This is a genomic window from Pseudonocardia lacus (assembly GCF_018531445.1).
GTDB classification, from domain to species: Bacteria; Actinomycetota; Actinomycetes; order Mycobacteriales; family Pseudonocardiaceae; genus Pseudonocardia; species Pseudonocardia lacus.
Window position 1 is genome coordinate 1 of record NZ_JAHDTH010000178.1, and the last position, 17,491, is coordinate 17,491.

The following is a 17,491-nucleotide window of genomic DNA, read 5'->3' on the forward strand; positions in this document are numbered from 1 at the left end:
AGGCCCGGTCGGCTCGGCTGCGCCGGGGTCGGCCGGTGCCTCGGCGAGGTGTGCGGGCGCGGCGTCGGCGGGATCCGTTGTCGCGGTGTCCGCCGGCGCGGTGTCGGCAGCGGGCTGGTCGGGGGCGGGGGCACCGCTGGCCGCGGGTGACCCGATGGGTGACCCGGGCGCGGCCGGCCCGGTCTCCTCGGCTGTCCCCGGGGCGACCGGTGCGGTGTCCGCGGTGTCCGCGGGCGCGGCGTCGGCGAGATCCGTCGTCGCGGTGTCCGTCGGTGTGGCGTTGCCGGTGTCCGCGGGCGTGGTGTCGGCGGTGTCCGCGGGCGTGGTGTCGGCGGTGTCCGTCGGTGTGGCGGTGCCGGTGTCGGGCGGCGAGGCGGCGGCAGTGCTCGGCGGCGTGGTGTTCGTCGCCGTGCCCGCCTGCTCGGTGTCCGCGGTGTCCGCGGTGTCCGCGGTGTCCGCGGTGTCGGCCGGGTCCTGCGCCGTGGGCGCGGACGGCTCGGCCGTCGCGGTGTCCGCGGGTTCCGCCGGGGCGGGCTCGGTGTCCGCGGGCGAGCCCGGGGCGGCCTGCGCCTCGGCGGCGCTGCCCGCGTCCTCGACGGCGGGCGCTCCCTGCGACCCCGCGCCGGCAGGCGGGGTGCTGTCGGCGTTCCCGCCCGCCGCGGTGGTGTCCTGGCTGGCGTCCTGCCCAGCTCCGTGCTGCTCGGTGAGCCGCTGATCCGACACCGTTCGGTCCTTTCCGTTCGGCCCACCTGGGTGGGCGCCCCGGTCGGGAGGCCGGGGCCGTGCACGTCGGCTCCGCCGGTCGTCCGCGCCGGTGGGCCGTGCAGGCGATTCAAGCAGGTGGAGCGGGTGCCGGGCATCAGCTTGACGGGGTCGACGCAGCCCAGCGGCCGGTCCCGGTCGGCGAGCCGCCATGCGGAGGGTCCCGCTCGGGGCCACGCGGCGGCACCGGGGAGGCACCCGGTCCGGTGGCGCTCGGTGAGGGTGATGTCACGTTCGGGTGGTGGGGGATCGCGTGGGTGATCGACTCGACCGGCGGGGCCGACCCCGGTCGTGGACCGGGTGGTGATCGGCGGTCGGAGCCGGTGGGGGATCCGATCCGATCCTCTCGTCTAGCCTGCGGCGGTGCTGTCGATGGTCGCGGTTCTGCCCGAGCCGCCGTTGCTGGTGCCGGAGCTGGCCACCGGCGCCGCCGCCGAGACGGCGCAGCTGCGGGCGGCCTGCCTCGCGGCGGTCGCCCGGCTGGCAGCGGCGGCGCCGCGCTGGATCGCGGTGGGCGCCGACGCGGGGGGCCGCCGGACCGTGCCGCCCTCCGCGCGGGGCAGCTTCATCGGCTTCGGGGTGGACGTCGGGGCAGCGCTGGACACCACCGGGACGGGTGCGGCCGACCCGACCGACCCGCACCTGCCGCTGCCGCTGCTGGTGGCCGGCTGGGCCGCCGGCCAGGTCCGGGCGCGGGTGCGGATCAGGGGGGAGCTGGTCGCCCCCGACGCGCCGCCCGCGGCCTGCGCGGCGGTGGGCGCCGACCTCGCCGCGGAGTGCGCCGCCGACCAGGGATCGGTCGCCCTGCTGGTGCTCGGCGACGGGGCAGCCACGCACACCGAACGCGCTCCTGGCCACCTCGACGAGCGGGCCGCGCCGTTCGACGCCGCCGCCTCGGCCGCGCTCCGCGACGCGGACGCCGCCGCACTCGCCGCGCTCGACCCGGACCTCGCCGTCGACCTGCTGGTCGCCGGGCGGGCACCGTGGCAGGTGCTGGCCGGGGCCGCGGTCGGCCGCGGTTGGCGGGGCGAGCTGCTGCACTCCTCGGCGCCGTTCGGGGTGGCCTACCACGTGGCCGTCTGGACCCCGCGGTGACGACCGGCCTGGTGGCCGTCGTGGGCCCCACCGCGACCGGCAAGTCCGACCTGGGCGTCGAGCTGGCCCGGGAGCTGGGCGGCGAGGTGGTCAACGCCGACGCGATGCAGCTCTACCGCGGGCTCGACGTCGGCACGGCCAAGCTCACCGCCACCGAGCGGGCCGGCGTGCCGCACCACCTCCTCGACGTCCTCGACGTCACCGAGACCGCCTCCGTCGCGGACTACCAGGTCCGGGCCCGGGCGGTCGTCGAGGAGCTGATCGCGGCGGGCCGCACGCCGGTGCTGACCGGCGGGTCGGGCCTGTACGTGCAGGCCGTGCTGGACGAGCTGGAGTTCCCCGGCACCGACCCGCGGCTGCGCGCTGAGCTGGAGGACGAGCTCGACCGGCTGGGACCGCACGCCCTGCACGCCAGGCTGGCCGCGGTCGACCCGGCCGCGGCGCAGGTCGTGCTGGCCTCCAACGGGCGCCGCATCGTCCGGGCGCTGGAGGTCGTCGCGCTCACCGGTCGTCCCTTCCCGGCCCGGCTGCGCACCGACGGGGTGCCGCGCTACGGCGCCGTGCTGCTGGGGGTGGACCGCGACACCGCCGAGCTCGACGTGCGGATCGCCCGGCGGGTCGCCCGGATGTTCGCCGCCGGGATCGTCGAGGAGACCCGCGGCCTGCTGCCCGGGCTGCGCGAGGGCCTGACCGCTTCCCGGGCCCTGGGCTACCAGCAGGTCCTCGGCGCCCTCGACGGCGGCGGCGACCTGGGCGCGGCGGCCGCGTCGACGGTGCTGGCCACCCGCCGGTTCGTCCGCCGGCAGCGCTCGTGGTTCCGGCGGGACAAGCGCATCCACTGGCTCGACGGCGCCGCCCCCGACCTGACCGGGCGCGCGCTGCGCCACCTCGCGGCCACCGCGGCGCGGTGACGGGTCGACCGGCGGCGGGCGTGGCCCCGTAGGCTCGCTGACGTGCGGTTCAGCAAGGGACACGGCACCGAGAACGACTTCGTGGTGCTCCCCGACCCCGACGGTGAGCTCGACCTGACCCCGGCCAGGGTGGCCGCGCTGTGCGACCGCAGGCGCGGCCTGGGCGCCGACGGCGTGCTGCGCGTGGTGCGCTGGGCCGCCCTCGGCGACGGCCCGGCCGCCGCGCCGGACGTCGAGTGGTTCATGGACTACCGCAACGCCGACGGCAGCGTGGCCGAGATGTGCGGCAACGGCGTGCGGGTGTTCGCCCGCTACCTCGCGCACGCGGGCTGGCTCGGCGACGGCCCGGTGCCCATCGGCACCCGCGGCGGCGTGCGCACCGTGGTGCTCGACGGCGCCGAGGTCTCGGTCGACATGGGCCCGGCCGCGGTCGGCGAGACGAGCACGGCCAGCGTCGACGGCGAGGCGTTCCCCGGGGTGGCCGTCGACGTCGGCAACCCGCACCTGGCCTGCGTCACCGGGTCGCCGATCGACGCGCTCGACCTGAGCGTGCCCCCGGGCCACGACCCGGCGCTGTTCCCGCACGGGGTGAACGTCGAGTTCGTCTCCCCGATCGAGGGCGGTGCCGGTGGGGGCGAGGTCGCGATGCGGGTGCACGAGCGCGGCGTGGGGGAGACGCGCTCGTGCGGCACGGGCACGGTGGCCGCGGTGGTGGCCGCGCTGCACCACGCCGGGCTGGACGGCGGCGAGGTGGCCGTGCGGGCGCCGGGCGGGCGGCTGCGGGTCACCGTCGGGGACGGCACGACCGTCCTGCACGGACCCGCGGTGCTCGTGGCGCACGGCGAGCTGGCGCCCGGCTGGTGGGAGTCGGTCGGCTGAACCCGGTCAGGTCCGCCCGTCGAGCGGCGTCGGGCTCGACGCCACGGCCGGAAGGCCCGGGCCCCGACTCACGTCGACGCCTGTGTCGTGCGCAGGACCTGCAGGACGGCGTCGTCGATCAGTTCTTCGAGCTGATCGACGGGGATGACCCCGCAGTTGACGAGGTTGGCCACGCCCTGCAGGGTGGCGAGGAAGATCAGCCCGGTCCGTTCCGGATCGTCGCTCGGGAGCAGGCCCTCGGCCTGGCCACGGCGGAACATCTCCAGCATCGGCGCGAACGCGGCGGCGGCGCTGTGGGCGACGGTCGGGCCCTCCGCCCCGCGCTTGTGCGCGAACATCAACTCGACCAGGTTCGCGTCGGAGACGGTGAAGTCGACGTAGGCGCCGGCGACCGCGCGGACCTGGTGTCGGTACTGCGGCGCGGCGGCCACGGCCTCCCGCAGGCGGGCGCCGAGCCGGGCGAAGCCTTCGACGGCGAGCGCGTCGAGCAGCGCCTGTCGGTCGGGGAAGTACCGGCGCGGCGCGGCGTGGGTCACGCCGATCTCGCCGGCGAGCGCCCGCAACGACAGTTCGGCGGCGCCCTTGTCGCGGAGCATCACCGCGGCTCGATCCAGTACCGCCTGACGCAGGTTGCCGTGGTGGTACGGGCGGGCCGACGACATCCGCGCAGTCTACCGATATGTAACCGTTGACTACATTGTTACCGCTGGATACATTGCGGGGCATGCCCGTACTCGCCTCGGCCTCGCAGGTACCCGACCAGACCGGCCGAACCGTCGTCATCACCGGCGCCAGCAGCGGGATCGGCCGCGCGGCGGCCGCCGCACTGGCCGGAAAGGGAGCGCGGGTCGTCCTCGCCGTCCGGGACCAGGACAGGGGTCGCGCGGCGGCCGCTGCGATGAGCGGCGAGGTCGAGGTCCGCCGGCTCGACCTCGCTTCGCTGGCATCGGTGCGGCAGTTCGCCGACGGCGTCGGGCACCCGGTGGACGTCCTGATCAACAATGCCGGCACCATGACCGGCCGGCCGCAGCGCACCGCGGACGGCTTCGAGCTCCAGTTCGGGACCAACCACCTCGGGCACTTCGCGCTGACGAACCTGCTGCTCGACCGCATCACCGGGCGCGTGGTGACCGTCTCGTCGAGTGCGCACCGCTCCGCGCGAGTCGACTTCGACGACCTGAACTGGGAGCGGCGGCCGTACCGCCCGTTCGGGGGGGCGTACGGGCAGTCCAAGTTGGCGAACCTGCTGTTCACCGCCGAGCTGCAGCGCCGCCTGACCGCCGTCGGCTCACCGGTGATCGCCACCTCCGCCCACCCCGGCTGGGCGGCGACGGGGTTCCGGATGACGAGCGGGAACCGGTTCCTCGATGCCGCCATGGCGGTCGGCACGGCCCTGCTCGCCCACGGGCCCGAGAGCGGCGCTCTCCCGACCCTGCTGGCCACGGTCGGTGACGTCCCCGCCGGCAGCTTCGCCGGCCCGAGCCGCTTCGGCGGAGTCCGCGGCCCGGCCGTGCTGGTCGATCGATCCGGGGCGGCGCGCGACCCGGACGTCGCCGGTCAGCTCTGGGAGGCCTCCGAGCGGCTCACCGGGACCCGGTTCCCGCTCGCCGGCGGTCGTCCGCATCCCGGGAGGACGTCGCCACCCGCAGCTCGTGGTCGAGATCGAGGTTGATCCGCCTCTCCGGCTGGCGGGTGCACGAGCGCGGCCCCGGGGGGTGTGCGCTCGTGCGGCACGGGTGGGAGTCGGTCGGCCGAACCCGGTCAGGTCCGTCCGTCGAGCTCTTCGGCGTCGGGCTCGGCGGCCGGCAGGTCGCGCAGGCCGCGCAACGGCGAGAGCAGCAGCCACAGCGGGGCGAGCATCGTGCCGACGGCGGCGACGAGCAGCGCGCCGCGCAGTCCCAGCAGCTCGCCCAGCGCTCCGCCGAGCAGTCCACCCACGGGGATGGTGCCCCAGACCAGGAACCGGATGCTGGCGTTCATCCGGCCCAGCAGCCGGTCGGGGCAGATGGCCTGGCGGAAGCTGACCTGGGCGACGTTGTAGAGCACGGCGCCGTAGGACTCCGCGGCGAGGCCGACCGCGAACAGCACCGGATCGCCCGCCGCGACCAGCAGCAGCGGGGGCCCGGTGACCAGCAGCGCGCCGACCACCACCCGGGCCTGCCCGAGCCGGCGGATCCACCAGCCCGCGGTCAGCGCGCCGGCCACCCCGGCCACCCCGGCCGCGGACAGCACCAGGCCGACCGCCGCGGCCGGCAGGTCGAGGCCGGTGGCCAGGTAGAGCACCTGCACCGCCATCAGCGCGCCGCCGAAGAGGTTGGCGGTGCCGGTGCAGGCAGTGATGGCCCGCAGCAGCCGGTGCCCCAGGACGTAGCGCAGGCCCTCGCCGATCTCGGCGCGCAGCGTCCGGCCCGAGCGCGCGGCCACCTCCTCCCGCCCGCGCATGAGGGCCAGCGCGGCGGCCGAGACCAGGAAGCTCAGCGCGTCGAGCAGCACCGCACCGGCCGCCCCGACCAGCTGGACCAGCCCGCCGCCCATCGCCGGTCCGGCGGCGTGCGCCGCGGCGCGCGTCGACTCCAGCTTGGTGTTGCCCTCCACGAGGCCCTCGCGGCCGACGACCGCCGGCAGCACGGACTGGTAGGCCACGTCGAAGAACACGGTGGCCACCCCGCCCAGCAGGGCGACCACCAGCAGGTGGCCGAAGGTGAGCGCGTCGAGCCACCAGGCCAGGGGGACCGACCCGAACAGCGCGCACCGGGCCAGGTCGGCGGCGATCATCACCGGGCGCTTGCGGACCCGGTCGAGCAGCGCCCCGGCGGGCAGCCCGACCAGCAGGAACGCCGCGGTGGTCGCCGCGGTGAGCAGACCCATCCCCCAGGGGGTCGCGCCGAGCGCCGTGGCGGCCAGCAGCGGGACGGCGAGCTGGCCGATCGTGGTGCCGACGTGGCTGACCGTCTCCGCGGTCCACAGCTTCAGGAAGTCGTGGTGGCGCCACAGGGTGGCTCGCCCGCTCGTCATGGGCGCATCGTGCGCGAAGTGATTGGAAACCGTCAATCACTTCTCGCCGCGGGCGAACGGGGTGCGCACCTACGCTGTCGACCATGTCCGCCACCCCGGAGCGCCGCCGCGCCACCGAGGCCGAGGCCGCCGCGCTGGCCTCGACCGTCCGGCTGCGGATCATCCGGATGACCCGGGTCGAGCCGCTGACCAACGCCCGCATCGCCGCGCTGCTCGGCCGCGACCCGGCGACGACGCTGCACCACGTCCGCAAGCTCGTCCGGCACGGGTTCCTGGAGGCGCTGCCCGCCCGGCGCGGCGCGCGCGGGGCCAAGGAGATCCCCTACCGGGCGACCGACCTGTCCTGGCACCTCGACGACTCCGGGCTCGGCTCGCCAACGGAGCGGTCCGAGGCGATGCTGCGGGCCTACCTCGACGAGGTCGCCGGCGTCGGGGCCGCCGCGCTCACCCAGGTGCGGCTGGTCGTCCGGCTCGACGCCGCCGGGCGGGCCGCCCTGACGGCCGACCTGGACGCCCTCCTGCAGCGCTACGCCGCCCTGCCGGCGGACGGCGACGGCGAGCCGATCGCGATCTACCTGTCCGTGTACCCCGGGGGGAACGGAACGTTCCCGGTGGGAAACAGAACGGACACCGACGGCGTTGACGTGGGAGCATGACTACCACGATGACTGAACCCGCCCTGTCCACCCCGAACACCGGCCCGCGCGTGGCGCCCGGCGACACCCGCGGCGACTACGAGCTCGAGGAGCGCAGCTCGCTGCGCCGCGTCGCCGGACTGTCCACCGAGCTCACCGACGTCACCGAGGTCGAGTACCGGCAGCTGCGCCTGGAGCGCGTCGTGCTGGTCGGCGTCTGGACCGAGGGCAGTGCCGAGCAGGCCCGCGCGTCGCTGGCCGAGCTGGCCCGCCTCGCCGAGACCGCCGGCTCCCAGGTCCTCGACGGCCTGGTGCAGCGCAGGCCCCGCCCCGACCCGGCCACCTACATCGGCACGGGCAAGGTCGACGAGCTGCGCGACGCCGTCCAGGAAGCCGGCGCCGACACCGTCATCTGCGACGGCGAGCTCTCGCCCGGCCAGCTGCGCCAGCTGGAGGACAAGCTCAAGGTCAAGGTCATCGACCGGACGGCGCTGATCCTGGACATCTTCGCCCAGCACGCCCGCTCGCGCGACGGCAAGGCGCAGGTCGAGCTGGCCCAGCTGTCCTACCTGCTGCCCCGCCTGCGCGGCTGGGGCGAGGCGCTGTCCCGCCAGGTCGGTGGCCGCGCCGCGGGCGGCGTCGGCATCGGCGGCCGCGGCCCCGGTGAGACCAAGATCGAGCTCGACCGGCGGCGCATCCGCAGCCGGATGTCCAAGCTGCGCCGCGAGATCGCCGCGATGCGCCAGGTCCGCGAGACCCAGCGCGGCGAGCGCCGCCGCCACGAGGTGCCCTCGGTGGCGATCGTCGGCTACACCAACGCCGGCAAGTCGAGCCTGCTCAACGCCCTGACCGGGGCCGGCGTGCTGGTCGAGGACGCGCTGTTCGCCACCCTCGACCCGACCACCCGCCGGACCAGCACCACCGACGGGCGCACCTACACCCTCACCGACACCGTCGGCTTCGTCCGGCACCTGCCCCACCAGCTCGTCGAGGCGTTCCGCTCCACCCTGGAGGAGACCGCCGACGCCGACCTGCTCGTGCACGTCGTCGACGCCTCCGACGCGCTGCCCGAGGAGCAGATCAAGGCGGTCCGCCAGGTGCTGGTGGAGATCGGCGAGGACCGCGACGGCACCATGCCGCGCGAGCTGCTGGTGGTCAACAAGACCGACGCCGCCGGCGACCTGCAGCTCGCCCGGCTGCGCCACCTGCTGCCCGACGCGGTGTTCGTCTCCGCGCGCGGCGGCGAGGGCGTCGACAAGCTCCGCGCCCGCATCGCCGAGCTGCTCCCGCGGCCGGAGGTCGACGTCGAGCTGCTGGTCCCGTACGCGGAGGGCTCGCTCGTGGCCCGCGTGCACTCCGAGGGCGAGGTGGTCTCCGAGGAGCACACCCCGGAGGGCACCCGCATGCACGCGCGGGTGGGCGCCGAGCTGGCCTCGGCCGTGCTGCCCTACGCGCTGGCCGGAGGGCCCGGGGCGACCGGCGCCCGCTGACCGGGGCCGGCGCTGATCGCGCTCCTGCTGGCCGGCGCCCTGGCGCTGGCCGGCGCGCCGGGCGTCCCGCCACCCCCGCGGACCCACTGCGCCGTCGCCGCCGACGACCTCGGCGAGCTGTCCGGCATGGTCGTCGACGGGAGGGCCGTTGTCGCCCTGAACGACAGCGGCCGCCGGGTGGAGCTGCACAGCATGGGCGGGGCCCTCGACGCGGACGACTGCGCCGTCACCGACACGCGCAGGGTCGACATCGACCCCAACGACGCCGAGGACCTGGCCCGGGGCCCCGACGGCGCGATCTGGATCGCCGACACCGGCGACAACGCGCGCTCCCGGGAGACGATCGCGGTGATCGTGGTGCCGGTCGACGGCGAGCCGCGGCTGCACCGGCTCACCTACCCCGACGGTGCCCGCAACGCGGAAGCGCTGCTGGTCGACCCGCAGGGCCGCCCGGTCGTGGTGACCAAGGTGGTCGGCACGGCCGAGGTGTACCGCACCGCCCGACCGCCCGAGGGCGTCGGCCCGACGCCGCTGGAGCTGGTGGGGAAGATCTCGCTGCCGTCGTCCGCCACGCGGGGCGGGCCGCTGGGCGGTTTCGGCTCGCGCATGGTCACCGGGGCCGCGGCCACCCACGACGGCCGCGTCGTGGCGCTGCGCAGCTACACCGACGCCTGGCTCTACCCGGCTCCCGACGGCGACCCGGTGGCCGCGCTGCTGGCGGGCGGACCGCCGCTGCAGGTCCCGCTGCCCGACGAGCCGCAGGGCGAGGCCATCGCCTTCACCCCCGCGGGCGACCTCGTGTCCGGCTCGGAGACCCGCAACGGGGTGCCCGGCGAGGTGCGGGTGGTCGAGGGGGTCGCCGGGCTGGTGACGGCCACCGCGCCCGGTGCCGTGCCCCCGCCGGACGACGGGACGGCCCCTGCCCCTGCCCCCGCCTCGGAGCCGGACGCCGCCGCCGACGGAGCGGACGACCCGCCGTCGCCGGGGCTGCCGGCCGCGCTGGGCGGCGCCGTCGTGGTGGGCGTGCTGCTCGCCGGGATCGTCGCGATGAGCCTGCCCCGACGCCGCCGCTGAGGGCGGAGCCGGGGCAGGTGGACCGAGAGCGGTGCGGCTCAGGCCGACTCAGGGCCGACTCAGGGCCGACTCAGGGCCGACTCAGGGCCGACTCAGGGCCGACTCAGGGCCGACTCAGGGCCGACTCAGAGCCGGCGCAGCACCGCCACGACCCGCCCGAGGATGCTGGCGTCGTCGCCGGGGATCGGGTCGTAGGCCGGGTTGGCCGGCATCAGCCAGTTGTGCCCGTCGCGGCGCTTGAACGTCTTCACCGTGGCCTCGCCGTCGATCATGGCGGCGACGATCTCGCCGTTCTCCGCGACCGGCTGCTGGCGGACCACGACCCAGTCGCCGTCGGTGATCGCGGCCTCGACCATCGAGTCGCCGCGGACGTTGAGCAGGAATAGCTCGCCCTCGCCGACGATCTCCCTCGGCAGCGGGAACACGTCCTGCACGGCCTGCTCGGCCAGGATCGGACCACCGGCGGCGATGTCGCCGAGCAGCGGCACGAAGGCCGGGGTGGGGCGCCCGTCCGGCGCGCCGGACGCGGGGGCGGCGGACGCGCTCTCGTCCTCGGGAGCGCGCACGTCGACCGCGCGGGTGCGGTTCGGGTCGCGGCGCAGGTACCCCTTGCGCTCCAGGGTGCGCAACTGGTGGTGGACCGATGAGGTGGAGGTCAGCCCGACGGCGTCGCCGATCTCGCGGACGCTGGGCGGGTAGCCGAAGCGGTCCACCCAGTCGCGGATGACGGCGAGCACCTTGCGCTGGCGCGGGGTCAGCCCGGCCGGTTCGACCGGCGGATCGGGGAACGCGCTGACCTTGGCGGTGCGGGCGGTGGCCGGCTTCGCTGCCGGGGTGGGCTCGGCGTCGTCGCCGGGACCCGGGCCGGGCTCGTCCCGTGCCATCTGTTGTGGCCTCCTCGTGTCGACCGGGACGGCTGTCCCGGAGGTCGTGCTGCGGCGCCGTGTCTCCCGCGCCGCGCCCTCGGACTCGTCGTGCGGCGCCGTCGCGTGGCGCCGCCTCCGTCGTGCTCCCGCGACGTCGTGCCGCGGGTCGTGCTGTGCCGTTCTGCTGTGCCGTTCTGCTGCGTGCCGTATCGCTGTGCCGTCGTGCGGTGGTGCTGTCGGCTCCCTCGTGGTCACGGCGGGTGCCGGGACATCGCCCCGACGGCGGCCGGCGTGACCGTGTCGTGACCGTGTCGCTGCCGGTCCGTGGTCGTTGTCCGGGTGTGGCAGATGTCGTCGGAGCCCGGTGCGCCGGCGGGGAGAACGGTCCACGGTGGACTCCGTGGCCGTCACCGCCGGTGTGCGCGGGCTACCGCCGTCGGTACGACGGTAGCCCCGATCGGCGCTGTCGCCAAACGCATGTTCGAACGACACGCCCTCGATTCTCGATTCTGTCGGTGCGCGGTGGTAGACATCGTCCGACGGTCATTCGAACACCTGTTTGGATCGAACGGTCGTGAACCACACGGTGAGCGGGAAGGGCGGAGGCGGCGAGATGCGCGGTCACGACATCACCGAACAGCCATCGCGGATACGGCGGGCCGGGCTCGGCGGGCGCCGCGTGCCCCGGGGTCCCTGGCCGGCGCGGCCCGGGGTCGTCCCCGTCGGCGTCCGCCCCGTGCAGCCCGCCCGGCCCGCCTCGCCGCCGGTCGTGCGGCGCTCGTCGGCCATGGCCCTGCTGCGCTCGTCGCTGTTGGGGGCGCCCCGCCGGGCCGGGCAGCGGGTCCTCGTCCGCCGCGTCGTCCTCCCGGCGGTGCCGGTGGCCTCGTGGGTGCAGCGCGCGCTGGTCACGGCCGCGCTGGCCGCCACGACGGCCACGGCGGTGGTGCTGCTCGGGCTGGTGGCCGGCGCGGTGTCGGAGTCGCGGGGGGCGCCCGCCCCGGTGGCCGGCCCGGCCGCCGTGCGGTCCGGCGACGCGATCACGGTCACCGTCGGGTCCGACGGCACGGTCTGGGAGGTCGCGGAGGCCGTGCTGCCCTCGGCGACCGGCCCCGAGCTGGGTGCCCTCGCCGAGCGGATCATCGCCGACAACGACCTGTCCACGGTCCGGGTGCAGGCGGGCCAGACGCTGCGCGTGACCATCGGCTGACGCTGCGCGCGCCGTCTACCACTCGGCGCTCACATCGCACTTATGGGGTCTCCGGCTTCCCCCACCCCTACATGTTGTGGTTAGACTCGACTCGTTCGTCAGGCGCGAGTCCGTGTGGCCACGCCGTGCATCGGGGAGGGGTCGCTCGTGCGTTGCCCGTTCTGCCGCAACTCCGACTGCCGCGTCATCGACTCCCGCGAGGTCGAGGACGGCAAGGCCACCCGTCGCCGGCGCTCCTGCGCCGAGTGCGGGCGCCGCTTCACCACCGTCGAGGAAGCGGTCCTGGCCGTCCTCAAGCGCAGCGGTGTGACGGAGCCGTTCAATCGCGACAAGGTCGTCAGCGGGGTCCGCCGGGCCTGCCAGGGTCGCCCGGTCGACGAGGACGCCCTGCAGAAGCTGGCGCACCGCGTGGAGGAGGCGGTGCGCACCAACGGCACCGCCGAGATCCCCAGCCACGAGGTCGGGCTGGCCATCCTGGGCCCGTTGCGAGAGCTCGACGAGGTGGCCTACCTGCGCTTCGCGAGCGTCTACCGGTCGTTCTCCTCCATCGAGGACTTCGAGAAGGAGATCGCCGACCTGCGCGCCGCCGCAGGCGGCCCCACCTGACGGACCTCGGTTCCGCCGCACCGCCTCCATCCACCAGATCCGTCCGCGACCGCACCCCAGAGCGACCGTGGCACCGGCGGGGCCCCAGCCCGCCGAGCAGGAAAAGAGGAACGTCCATGACCGAAACCGTCGAGCCCGCCGCAGCAGCGACAGGTCGCCGCAAGGCCGCCAAGGGCGCCAAGCCCGCCGCGGCCCCCACCGGGCCGGGCCTCACCGTCGAGCGGATCCACACCACGCCCGGTGTGCACCCCTACGACGAGGTCACCTGGGAACGGCGCGACGTCGTCATGACCAACTGGCGCGACGGCACGGTCAACTTCGAGCAGCGGGGCGTGGAGTTCCCCAGCTCGTGGTCGGTCAACGCCACCAACATCGTCACCAGCAAGTACTTCCGCGGCGCCGTCGGCTCCCCGCAGCGCGAGTCCAGCCTGCGCCAGCTGATCGACCGCGTGGTCAAGGTGTACCGCCGCTCCGGCACCGAGAACGGCTACTTCGCCACCGAGGCCGACGCCGAGGTCTTCGAGCACGAGCTCGCCTGGATGCTGCTGCACCAGGTCTTCTCGTTCAACTCGCCGGTCTGGTTCAACGTCGGCACCTCTTCGCCCCAGCAGGTCTCGGCGTGCCTTCCCTACTCCTCCCTGGTGAACACGCCCGCCGGACTCGTGCCGATCGGGGAACTGGTCGGGAACGACGCGGTGGGCACCAAGCTGTTCGACGCCCATGGCCTGACGAGTGTCGTGGCCACCAAGGCCAACGGGATCCGCGACGTCATCCGCATCCACACCAAGTCGGGTCACCAGCTCGACGTCACTCCCGACCACGTCGTCTGGAAGAGCACCGGAGCGGGCACCGGCCGGTGGGTCGAGGCCGGCACCCTGCGGTCCGGTGACACCCTCGAATGGCACCGCACGCACTCGTACGGCGAGTCCGTGATCGAGGTGAAGGGCCTCGCCGAGGCTGCTCTCGCCGGTTGGCTGCAGTCCGACGGATTCGTCGGTCAGTACGAGAGCGGGACGAACCGGTCGCTGACGATCGAGGCCATGACGGTCACGGACGCGGAGCGCGAGTGGGTCACCAGCATGCTCGAGGACGTATTCCCCGGGGTGCACCGCCACGAGCGCAAGGTCGTCACCCAGGACGTCTCGCTCGACTGTCGTCGCACCCGGCTCTACGGTGCGGGCCTGACCGAGTTCGTCGAGCGCTGGGGGTTGCGGAACCGCGGTGTCGACATGGTCGTGCCGCAGCGCTTGTTCACGGCGCCGCTGCCCGAAGTCGCCTGCTACTTGCGCAGCATCTTCCAGGCCGAGGGCTACGTCTCCAGCCGGGAGCGCTCCACGCTGGTCGGCATGGACATGATCAGCGAGAAGCTGGTCCGCGGGATCCAGTCCCTGCTCGGACGGTTCGGAATCTTCGCCCGGGTAGGCCACAGGATCGATCCGCGTCCCGACCGGCACGGCACCTGGGGGATCCGGATCCAGACCGCCGGTGACCGCCGGATCTTCGCCGACGAGATCGGTTTCATCGATCCGGTCAAGCAGGCCAAGCTCGAGGCGTCCTTCGACCTGCCGGGTCTTCCGGCCCGTGACGTGAAGCGGCTGCAGATCGCCGCGATCGAGGAGATCGGCGAGCTGGAGGTCTACGACATCCAGACCGAGTCTGGCGAGTTCCTCGCTGACGGCCTACGCGTGCACAACTGCTTCATCCTCGCCGTCGACGACACGATGGAGTCGATCCTCAACTGGTACCGCGAGGAGGGCCTGATCTTCAAGGGCGGCTCCGGCGCCGGGCTCAACCTCTCGCGCATCCGCTCGTCCAAGGAGCTGCTGTCCTCCGGCGGCACCGCGTCCGGCCCGGTGTCGTTCATGCGCGGCGCCGACGCCAGCGCCGGCACCATCAAGTCCGGCGGCGCCACGCGGCGCGCGGCCAAGATGGTCGTCCTCGACGTCGACCACCCCGACGTCGAGGAGTTCGTGCTCACCAAGGCCAAGGAGGAGGCCAAGGTCCGGGTGCTGCGCGACGCCGGGTTCGACATGGACCTCGGCGGCGCCGACATCACCTCCGTGCAGTACCAGAACGCGAACAACTCGATCCGGGTGACCGACGAGTTCATGCGGGCGGTCGAGGAGGACGGCGAGTTCGGGCTGCGGGCCCGGATGACCGGTGAGGTCATCGAGAAGGTCTCGGCGAAGAAGCTGTTCCGCACCATCGCGCAGGCCGCCTGGGAGTGCGCGGACCCCGGCATCCAGTACGACGGCGTCATCAACGACTGGCACACCTGCCCGGAGTCCGGGCGCATCTCCGCGTCCAACCCGTGCTCGGAGTACATGCACCTGGACAACTCCAGCTGCAACCTCGCCTCGCTCAACCTGCTGACGTTCCTCGGCGAGGACGGCACGTTCGACGGCGTCCGGTTCCAGAAGGCCGTCGAGCTGATCATCACCGCGATGGACATCTCCATCTGCTTCGCCGACTTCCCCACCGAGCCGATCGGCGAGACCACCCGCCGGTTCCGCCAGCTGGGCATCGGCTACGCCAACCTGGGCGCCCTGCTCATGGCCAGCGGCCACGCCTACGACTCCGACGGCGGCCGCGCGCTGGCCGCGGCGATCACCTCCCTGATGACCGGCGCCGCCTACAAGCGCTCCGCCGAGCTGGCCGGCGTGGTCGGCCCCTACGAGGGCTACGCCCGCAACGCCGAGTCCCACCAGCGGGTCATGCGCAAGCACGCCGCCGCCAACGACGACATGCGCACCCTGCCGGCGAGCGCCCCCATCAACCGGCTGGCCACCGCCGCCTGGCAGGAGGGCCTGGCCACCGGCACGCGCAACGGCTGGCGCAACGCGCAGGCCTCGGTGCTCGCCCCCACCGGCACCATCGGCCTGATGATGGACTGCGACACCACCGGCATCGAGCCCGACCTGGCCCTGGTCAAGTTCAAGAAGCTGGTCGGCGGCGGGTCCATGCAGATCGTCAACCAGACCGTGCCGCGGGCGCTGGCCCGCCTCGGCTACCAGGCCGAGCAGATCGAGGCGATCGTCGAGTACATCGGCGAGCACGGCCACGTGATCGACGCGCCCGGCCTGCGCCCCGAGCACTACGAGGTGTTCGACTGCGCCATGGGGCAGCGCTCCATCGCCCCCATGGGCCACGTCCGGATGATGGCCGCGGTGCAGCCGTTCCTGTCCGGGGCGATCTCCAAGACGGTGAACATGCCGGAGTCGGCCACCGTCGAGGACGTCGAGAAGGTCTACCTCGACGGCTGGCGGATGGGCCTGAAGGCGCTGGCCATCTACCGCGACAACTGCAAGGTCGGCCAGCCGCTCTCGGCCGGCAAGTCGGCCAAGGCCGCGGGGGAGAATGAAGCCGCCCCGGTCGTCGAGGCCCGCCCGGTGCGCCGCCGGCTGCCGAAGAAGCGCCCCAGCGAGACCGTGTCGTTCACCGTGGGCGGCGCCGAGGGCTACCTGACCGCGGGCTCCTACCCCGACGACGGCCTCGGCGAGATCTTCGTCAAGCTCGGCAAGCAGGGCTCCACGCTGGCCGGCGTGATGGACGCCTTCTCGATGTCGATCTCGGTGGGCCTGCAGTACGGCATCCCACTGGAGTTCTACGTCTCGAAGTTCTCCAACCTGCGCTTCGAGCCGGCCGGCATGACCGACGACCCGGACGTCCGGATCGCCACCAGCGTGCTGGACTACCTGTTCCGCCGCCTCGCGCTCGACCACCTGCCCTACGACAAGCGCGCGCAGCTCGGCATCTTCTCCGCCGACGAGCGCACCGCGCAGGTGGCCGAGAACTACGGCGACGTCGACATGGAGGCCCTGCAGACCAGCGTCGCCGCCACCCCGGCGAGCTCGTCGAAGGCGGTCACCCCGGCCCCGCCCGAGGTCGGCAGCTCCACCGAGCTGCTCGAGCTGCACCTGGGCAAGGCGGCCGACGCGCCGCTGTGCATGACCTGCGGCACCAAGATGCGTCCCGCCGGGTCCTGCTACGTCTGCGAGGGCTGCGGCTCCACCAGCGGCTGCAGCTGACGCCGTGATTGCTCGGAGGTGCCCCCATCCCCCGGGATGGGGGCACCTCCTTGTTCCCGGACGGCTGGCTCCCGGTCAGTCAGCATGGAACGGCCGGCGCGTTCCGCATCTTGCGTGGGTCGTCCACCCTGAGGCGGAAGTTGCCACATACGGAAGGAGCCGGCCGTCATGTCCAGTGTTGTACGTGATCATGGTGTGGTCCATCTCGGGTTGGACGTGCACAAGAACACGATCTCGGCGGGGATCTTGGAGCCGGGCGCGGAGACCGCGGTGGTGGACAAGATCTCCTCCGATGAGGACGCGGTGCGCGGGTTGATCGCCCGGTTCGATGATCCGCGGCGGGTCCGGGCGTGTTACGAGGCCGGCCCGACCGGCTATGAGCTGGCCCGGCTGTTGACCGCGTTGGGGGTGGGTTGTGAGGTGATCGCGCCGTCGTTGATCCCGACCGCCCCGGGTGATCGGGTCAAGACCGACCGCCGTGATGCCCGGCGGCTGGCGCGGCTGCACCGTGCTGGGGAGTTGGTCGCGATCCGGGTGCCCACCGTCGCGGAGGAGGCGGTGCGGGATCTGTGCCGGGCCCGGGCGGACATGGTGATCGATCAGACCCGGGCGCGGCACCGGTTGGGGAAGTTCCTGTTGCGCCATGGCCGGGTCTGGCGCGGCGGGGACAACCCGACGATGAAGCATCAAGGGTGGATCGCCGCGCAGCGCTTCGACGATCCGGCCTTGACCGCGACGTTCGGGCATTACCGGGCCACGCTGACCGCGCGGGAGGCCGCGGTCGCCGCGATCGACGCCGACCTGATCGGCTGGTTCGACCGGGCTCCGTTCGCCGACCCGGTGGCCCGGCTGGGTGCCTACCGCGGGATCACCCACCTCGGTGCGCTGACCCTGGCCTCGGAGGTGTGTGACTGGCGCCGGTT

General features: G+C 74.1%; 14 protein-coding genes and 1 pseudogene. 11 read left to right on the forward strand and 4 right to left on the reverse strand.

Going from position 1 to position 17,491, the window contains the following annotated elements:
• Positions 1–723 (reverse strand): annotated as a pseudogene (locus KIK08_RS29305) (hypothetical protein); the annotation flags it as partial.
• A 411-nt stretch (positions 724–1,134) separates the two neighbouring features.
• Between KIK08_RS29305 and KIK08_RS29310 the strand changes: the two are divergent.
• From KIK08_RS29310 to dapF, 3 genes are read left to right on the forward strand one after another with little or no spacing between them, the layout of a single operon-like run.
• On the forward strand, positions 1,135–1,857 hold the full coding sequence (locus tag KIK08_RS29310) for a class III extradiol ring-cleavage dioxygenase family protein (protein ID WP_250558055.1): 723 nt from the start codon (positions 1,135–1,137) through the stop codon (positions 1,855–1,857).
• Positions 1,854–2,768: a tRNA (adenosine(37)-N6)-dimethylallyltransferase MiaA gene (gene miaA, locus KIK08_RS29315; RefSeq protein ID WP_214406526.1), complete on the forward strand. Its 915-nt coding sequence runs from the start codon at positions 1,854–1,856 to the stop codon at positions 2,766–2,768. Before KIK08_RS29310 ends, miaA begins: the two co-directional genes overlap by 4 nt.
• A 42-nt stretch (positions 2,769–2,810) precedes the next feature.
• On the forward strand, positions 2,811–3,647 hold the full coding sequence (gene dapF, locus KIK08_RS29320) for a diaminopimelate epimerase (RefSeq protein WP_214406527.1): 837 nt from the start codon (positions 2,811–2,813) through the stop codon (positions 3,645–3,647).
• A 68-nt stretch (positions 3,648–3,715) separates the two neighbouring features.
• Here dapF and KIK08_RS29325 read toward each other — a convergent pair whose 3' ends face one another.
• Complete coding sequence (locus KIK08_RS29325) at positions 3,716–4,309, reverse strand: TetR/AcrR family transcriptional regulator (protein ID WP_214406528.1); 594 nt, start codon at positions 4,307–4,309, stop codon at positions 3,716–3,718.
• A 62-nt stretch (positions 4,310–4,371) separates the two neighbouring features.
• Between KIK08_RS29325 and KIK08_RS29330 the strand changes: the two genes are divergently transcribed.
• Positions 4,372–5,319, forward strand: coding sequence for an oxidoreductase (locus KIK08_RS29330; protein ID WP_214406529.1), 948 nt, complete (start codon positions 4,372–4,374; stop codon positions 5,317–5,319).
• An 89-nt stretch (positions 5,320–5,408) separates the two neighbouring features.
• Here the strand turns inward: KIK08_RS29330 and KIK08_RS29335 are convergent, their stop codons facing one another.
• Entirely contained in the window at positions 5,409–6,662 is a 1,254-nt protein-coding gene (locus KIK08_RS29335; protein WP_214406530.1) for an MFS transporter, read from the reverse strand.
• 83 nt (positions 6,663–6,745) lie between these two features.
• Here KIK08_RS29335 and KIK08_RS29340 point away from each other — a divergent pair, with 83 nt between their 5' ends.
• The 3 genes from KIK08_RS29340 (at position 6,746) to KIK08_RS29350 (ending at position 9,861) form a co-directional block, all read left to right on the forward strand.
• Positions 6,746–7,318, forward strand: a complete 573-nt coding sequence (locus KIK08_RS29340) for an ArsR/SmtB family transcription factor (protein ID WP_214406531.1) — start codon at positions 6,746–6,748, stop codon at positions 7,316–7,318.
• A gap of 8 nt (positions 7,319–7,326) precedes the next feature.
• Complete coding sequence (gene hflX / locus KIK08_RS29345; RefSeq protein WP_250558054.1) at positions 7,327–8,787, forward strand: GTPase HflX; 1,461 nt, start codon at positions 7,327–7,329, stop codon at positions 8,785–8,787.
• Positions 8,788–8,913: 126 nt separating this feature from the next.
• Positions 8,914–9,861, forward strand: a complete 948-nt coding sequence (locus tag KIK08_RS29350) for a hypothetical protein (RefSeq protein ID WP_214406534.1) — start codon at positions 8,914–8,916, stop codon at positions 9,859–9,861.
• Between the two features lie 125 nt (positions 9,862–9,986).
• Here KIK08_RS29350 and lexA read toward each other — a convergent pair whose 3' ends face one another.
• A complete protein-coding gene (gene lexA, locus KIK08_RS29355; protein ID WP_214406535.1) occupies positions 9,987–10,745 on the reverse strand; it encodes a transcriptional repressor LexA in 759 nt (252 codons plus the stop codon).
• 718 nt (positions 10,746–11,463) lie between these two features.
• Between lexA and KIK08_RS29360 the strand changes: the two genes are divergently transcribed.
• From KIK08_RS29360 to KIK08_RS29375, 4 genes are all read left to right on the forward strand, one after another.
• Positions 11,464–11,934, forward strand: coding sequence for a hypothetical protein (locus KIK08_RS29360; protein WP_214406536.1), 471 nt, complete (start codon positions 11,464–11,466; stop codon positions 11,932–11,934).
• A gap of 147 nt (positions 11,935–12,081) precedes the next feature.
• Entirely contained in the window at positions 12,082–12,540 is a 459-nt protein-coding gene (nrdR, locus tag KIK08_RS29365; protein ID WP_214406537.1) for a transcriptional regulator NrdR, read from the forward strand.
• Positions 12,541–12,656: 116 nt separating this feature from the next.
• Positions 12,657–16,568, forward strand: coding sequence for a vitamin B12-dependent ribonucleotide reductase (locus KIK08_RS29370; protein ID WP_214406538.1), 3,912 nt, complete (start codon positions 12,657–12,659; stop codon positions 16,566–16,568).
• A 168-nt stretch (positions 16,569–16,736) separates the two neighbouring features.
• A partial coding sequence (locus tag KIK08_RS29375; RefSeq protein ID WP_214406539.1) for an IS110 family transposase occupies positions 16,737–17,491 on the forward strand: 755 nt, incomplete at its 3' end.

Bases quoted from the DNA above. Each gene is read 5' to 3' on its own strand.
- KIK08_RS29310 (WP_250558055.1), top strand. From the start codon at position 1,135: ATGGTCGCGGTTCTGCCCGAGCCGCCGTTGCTGGTGCCGGAGCTGGCC.
- KIK08_RS29325 (WP_214406528.1), bottom strand. From the start codon at position 4,309: ATGTCGTCGGCCCGCCCGTACCACCACGGCAACCTGCGTCAGGCGGTA.
- KIK08_RS29330 (WP_214406529.1), top strand. From the start codon at position 4,372: ATGCCCGTACTCGCCTCGGCCTCGCAGGTACCCGACCAGACCGGCCGA.
- KIK08_RS29335 (WP_214406530.1), bottom strand. From the start codon at position 6,662: ATGACGAGCGGGCGAGCCACCCTGTGGCGCCACCACGACTTCCTGAAG.
- KIK08_RS29340 (WP_214406531.1), top strand. From the start codon at position 6,746: ATGTCCGCCACCCCGGAGCGCCGCCGCGCCACCGAGGCCGAGGCCGCC.
- hflX (WP_250558054.1), top strand. From the start codon at position 7,327: ATGACTGAACCCGCCCTGTCCACCCCGAACACCGGCCCGCGCGTGGCG.
- KIK08_RS29350 (WP_214406534.1), top strand. From the start codon at position 8,914: ATGGTCGTCGACGGGAGGGCCGTTGTCGCCCTGAACGACAGCGGCCGC.
- lexA (WP_214406535.1), bottom strand. From the start codon at position 10,745: ATGGCACGGGACGAGCCCGGCCCGGGTCCCGGCGACGACGCCGAGCCC.
- KIK08_RS29370 (WP_214406538.1), top strand. From the start codon at position 12,657: ATGACCGAAACCGTCGAGCCCGCCGCAGCAGCGACAGGTCGCCGCAAG.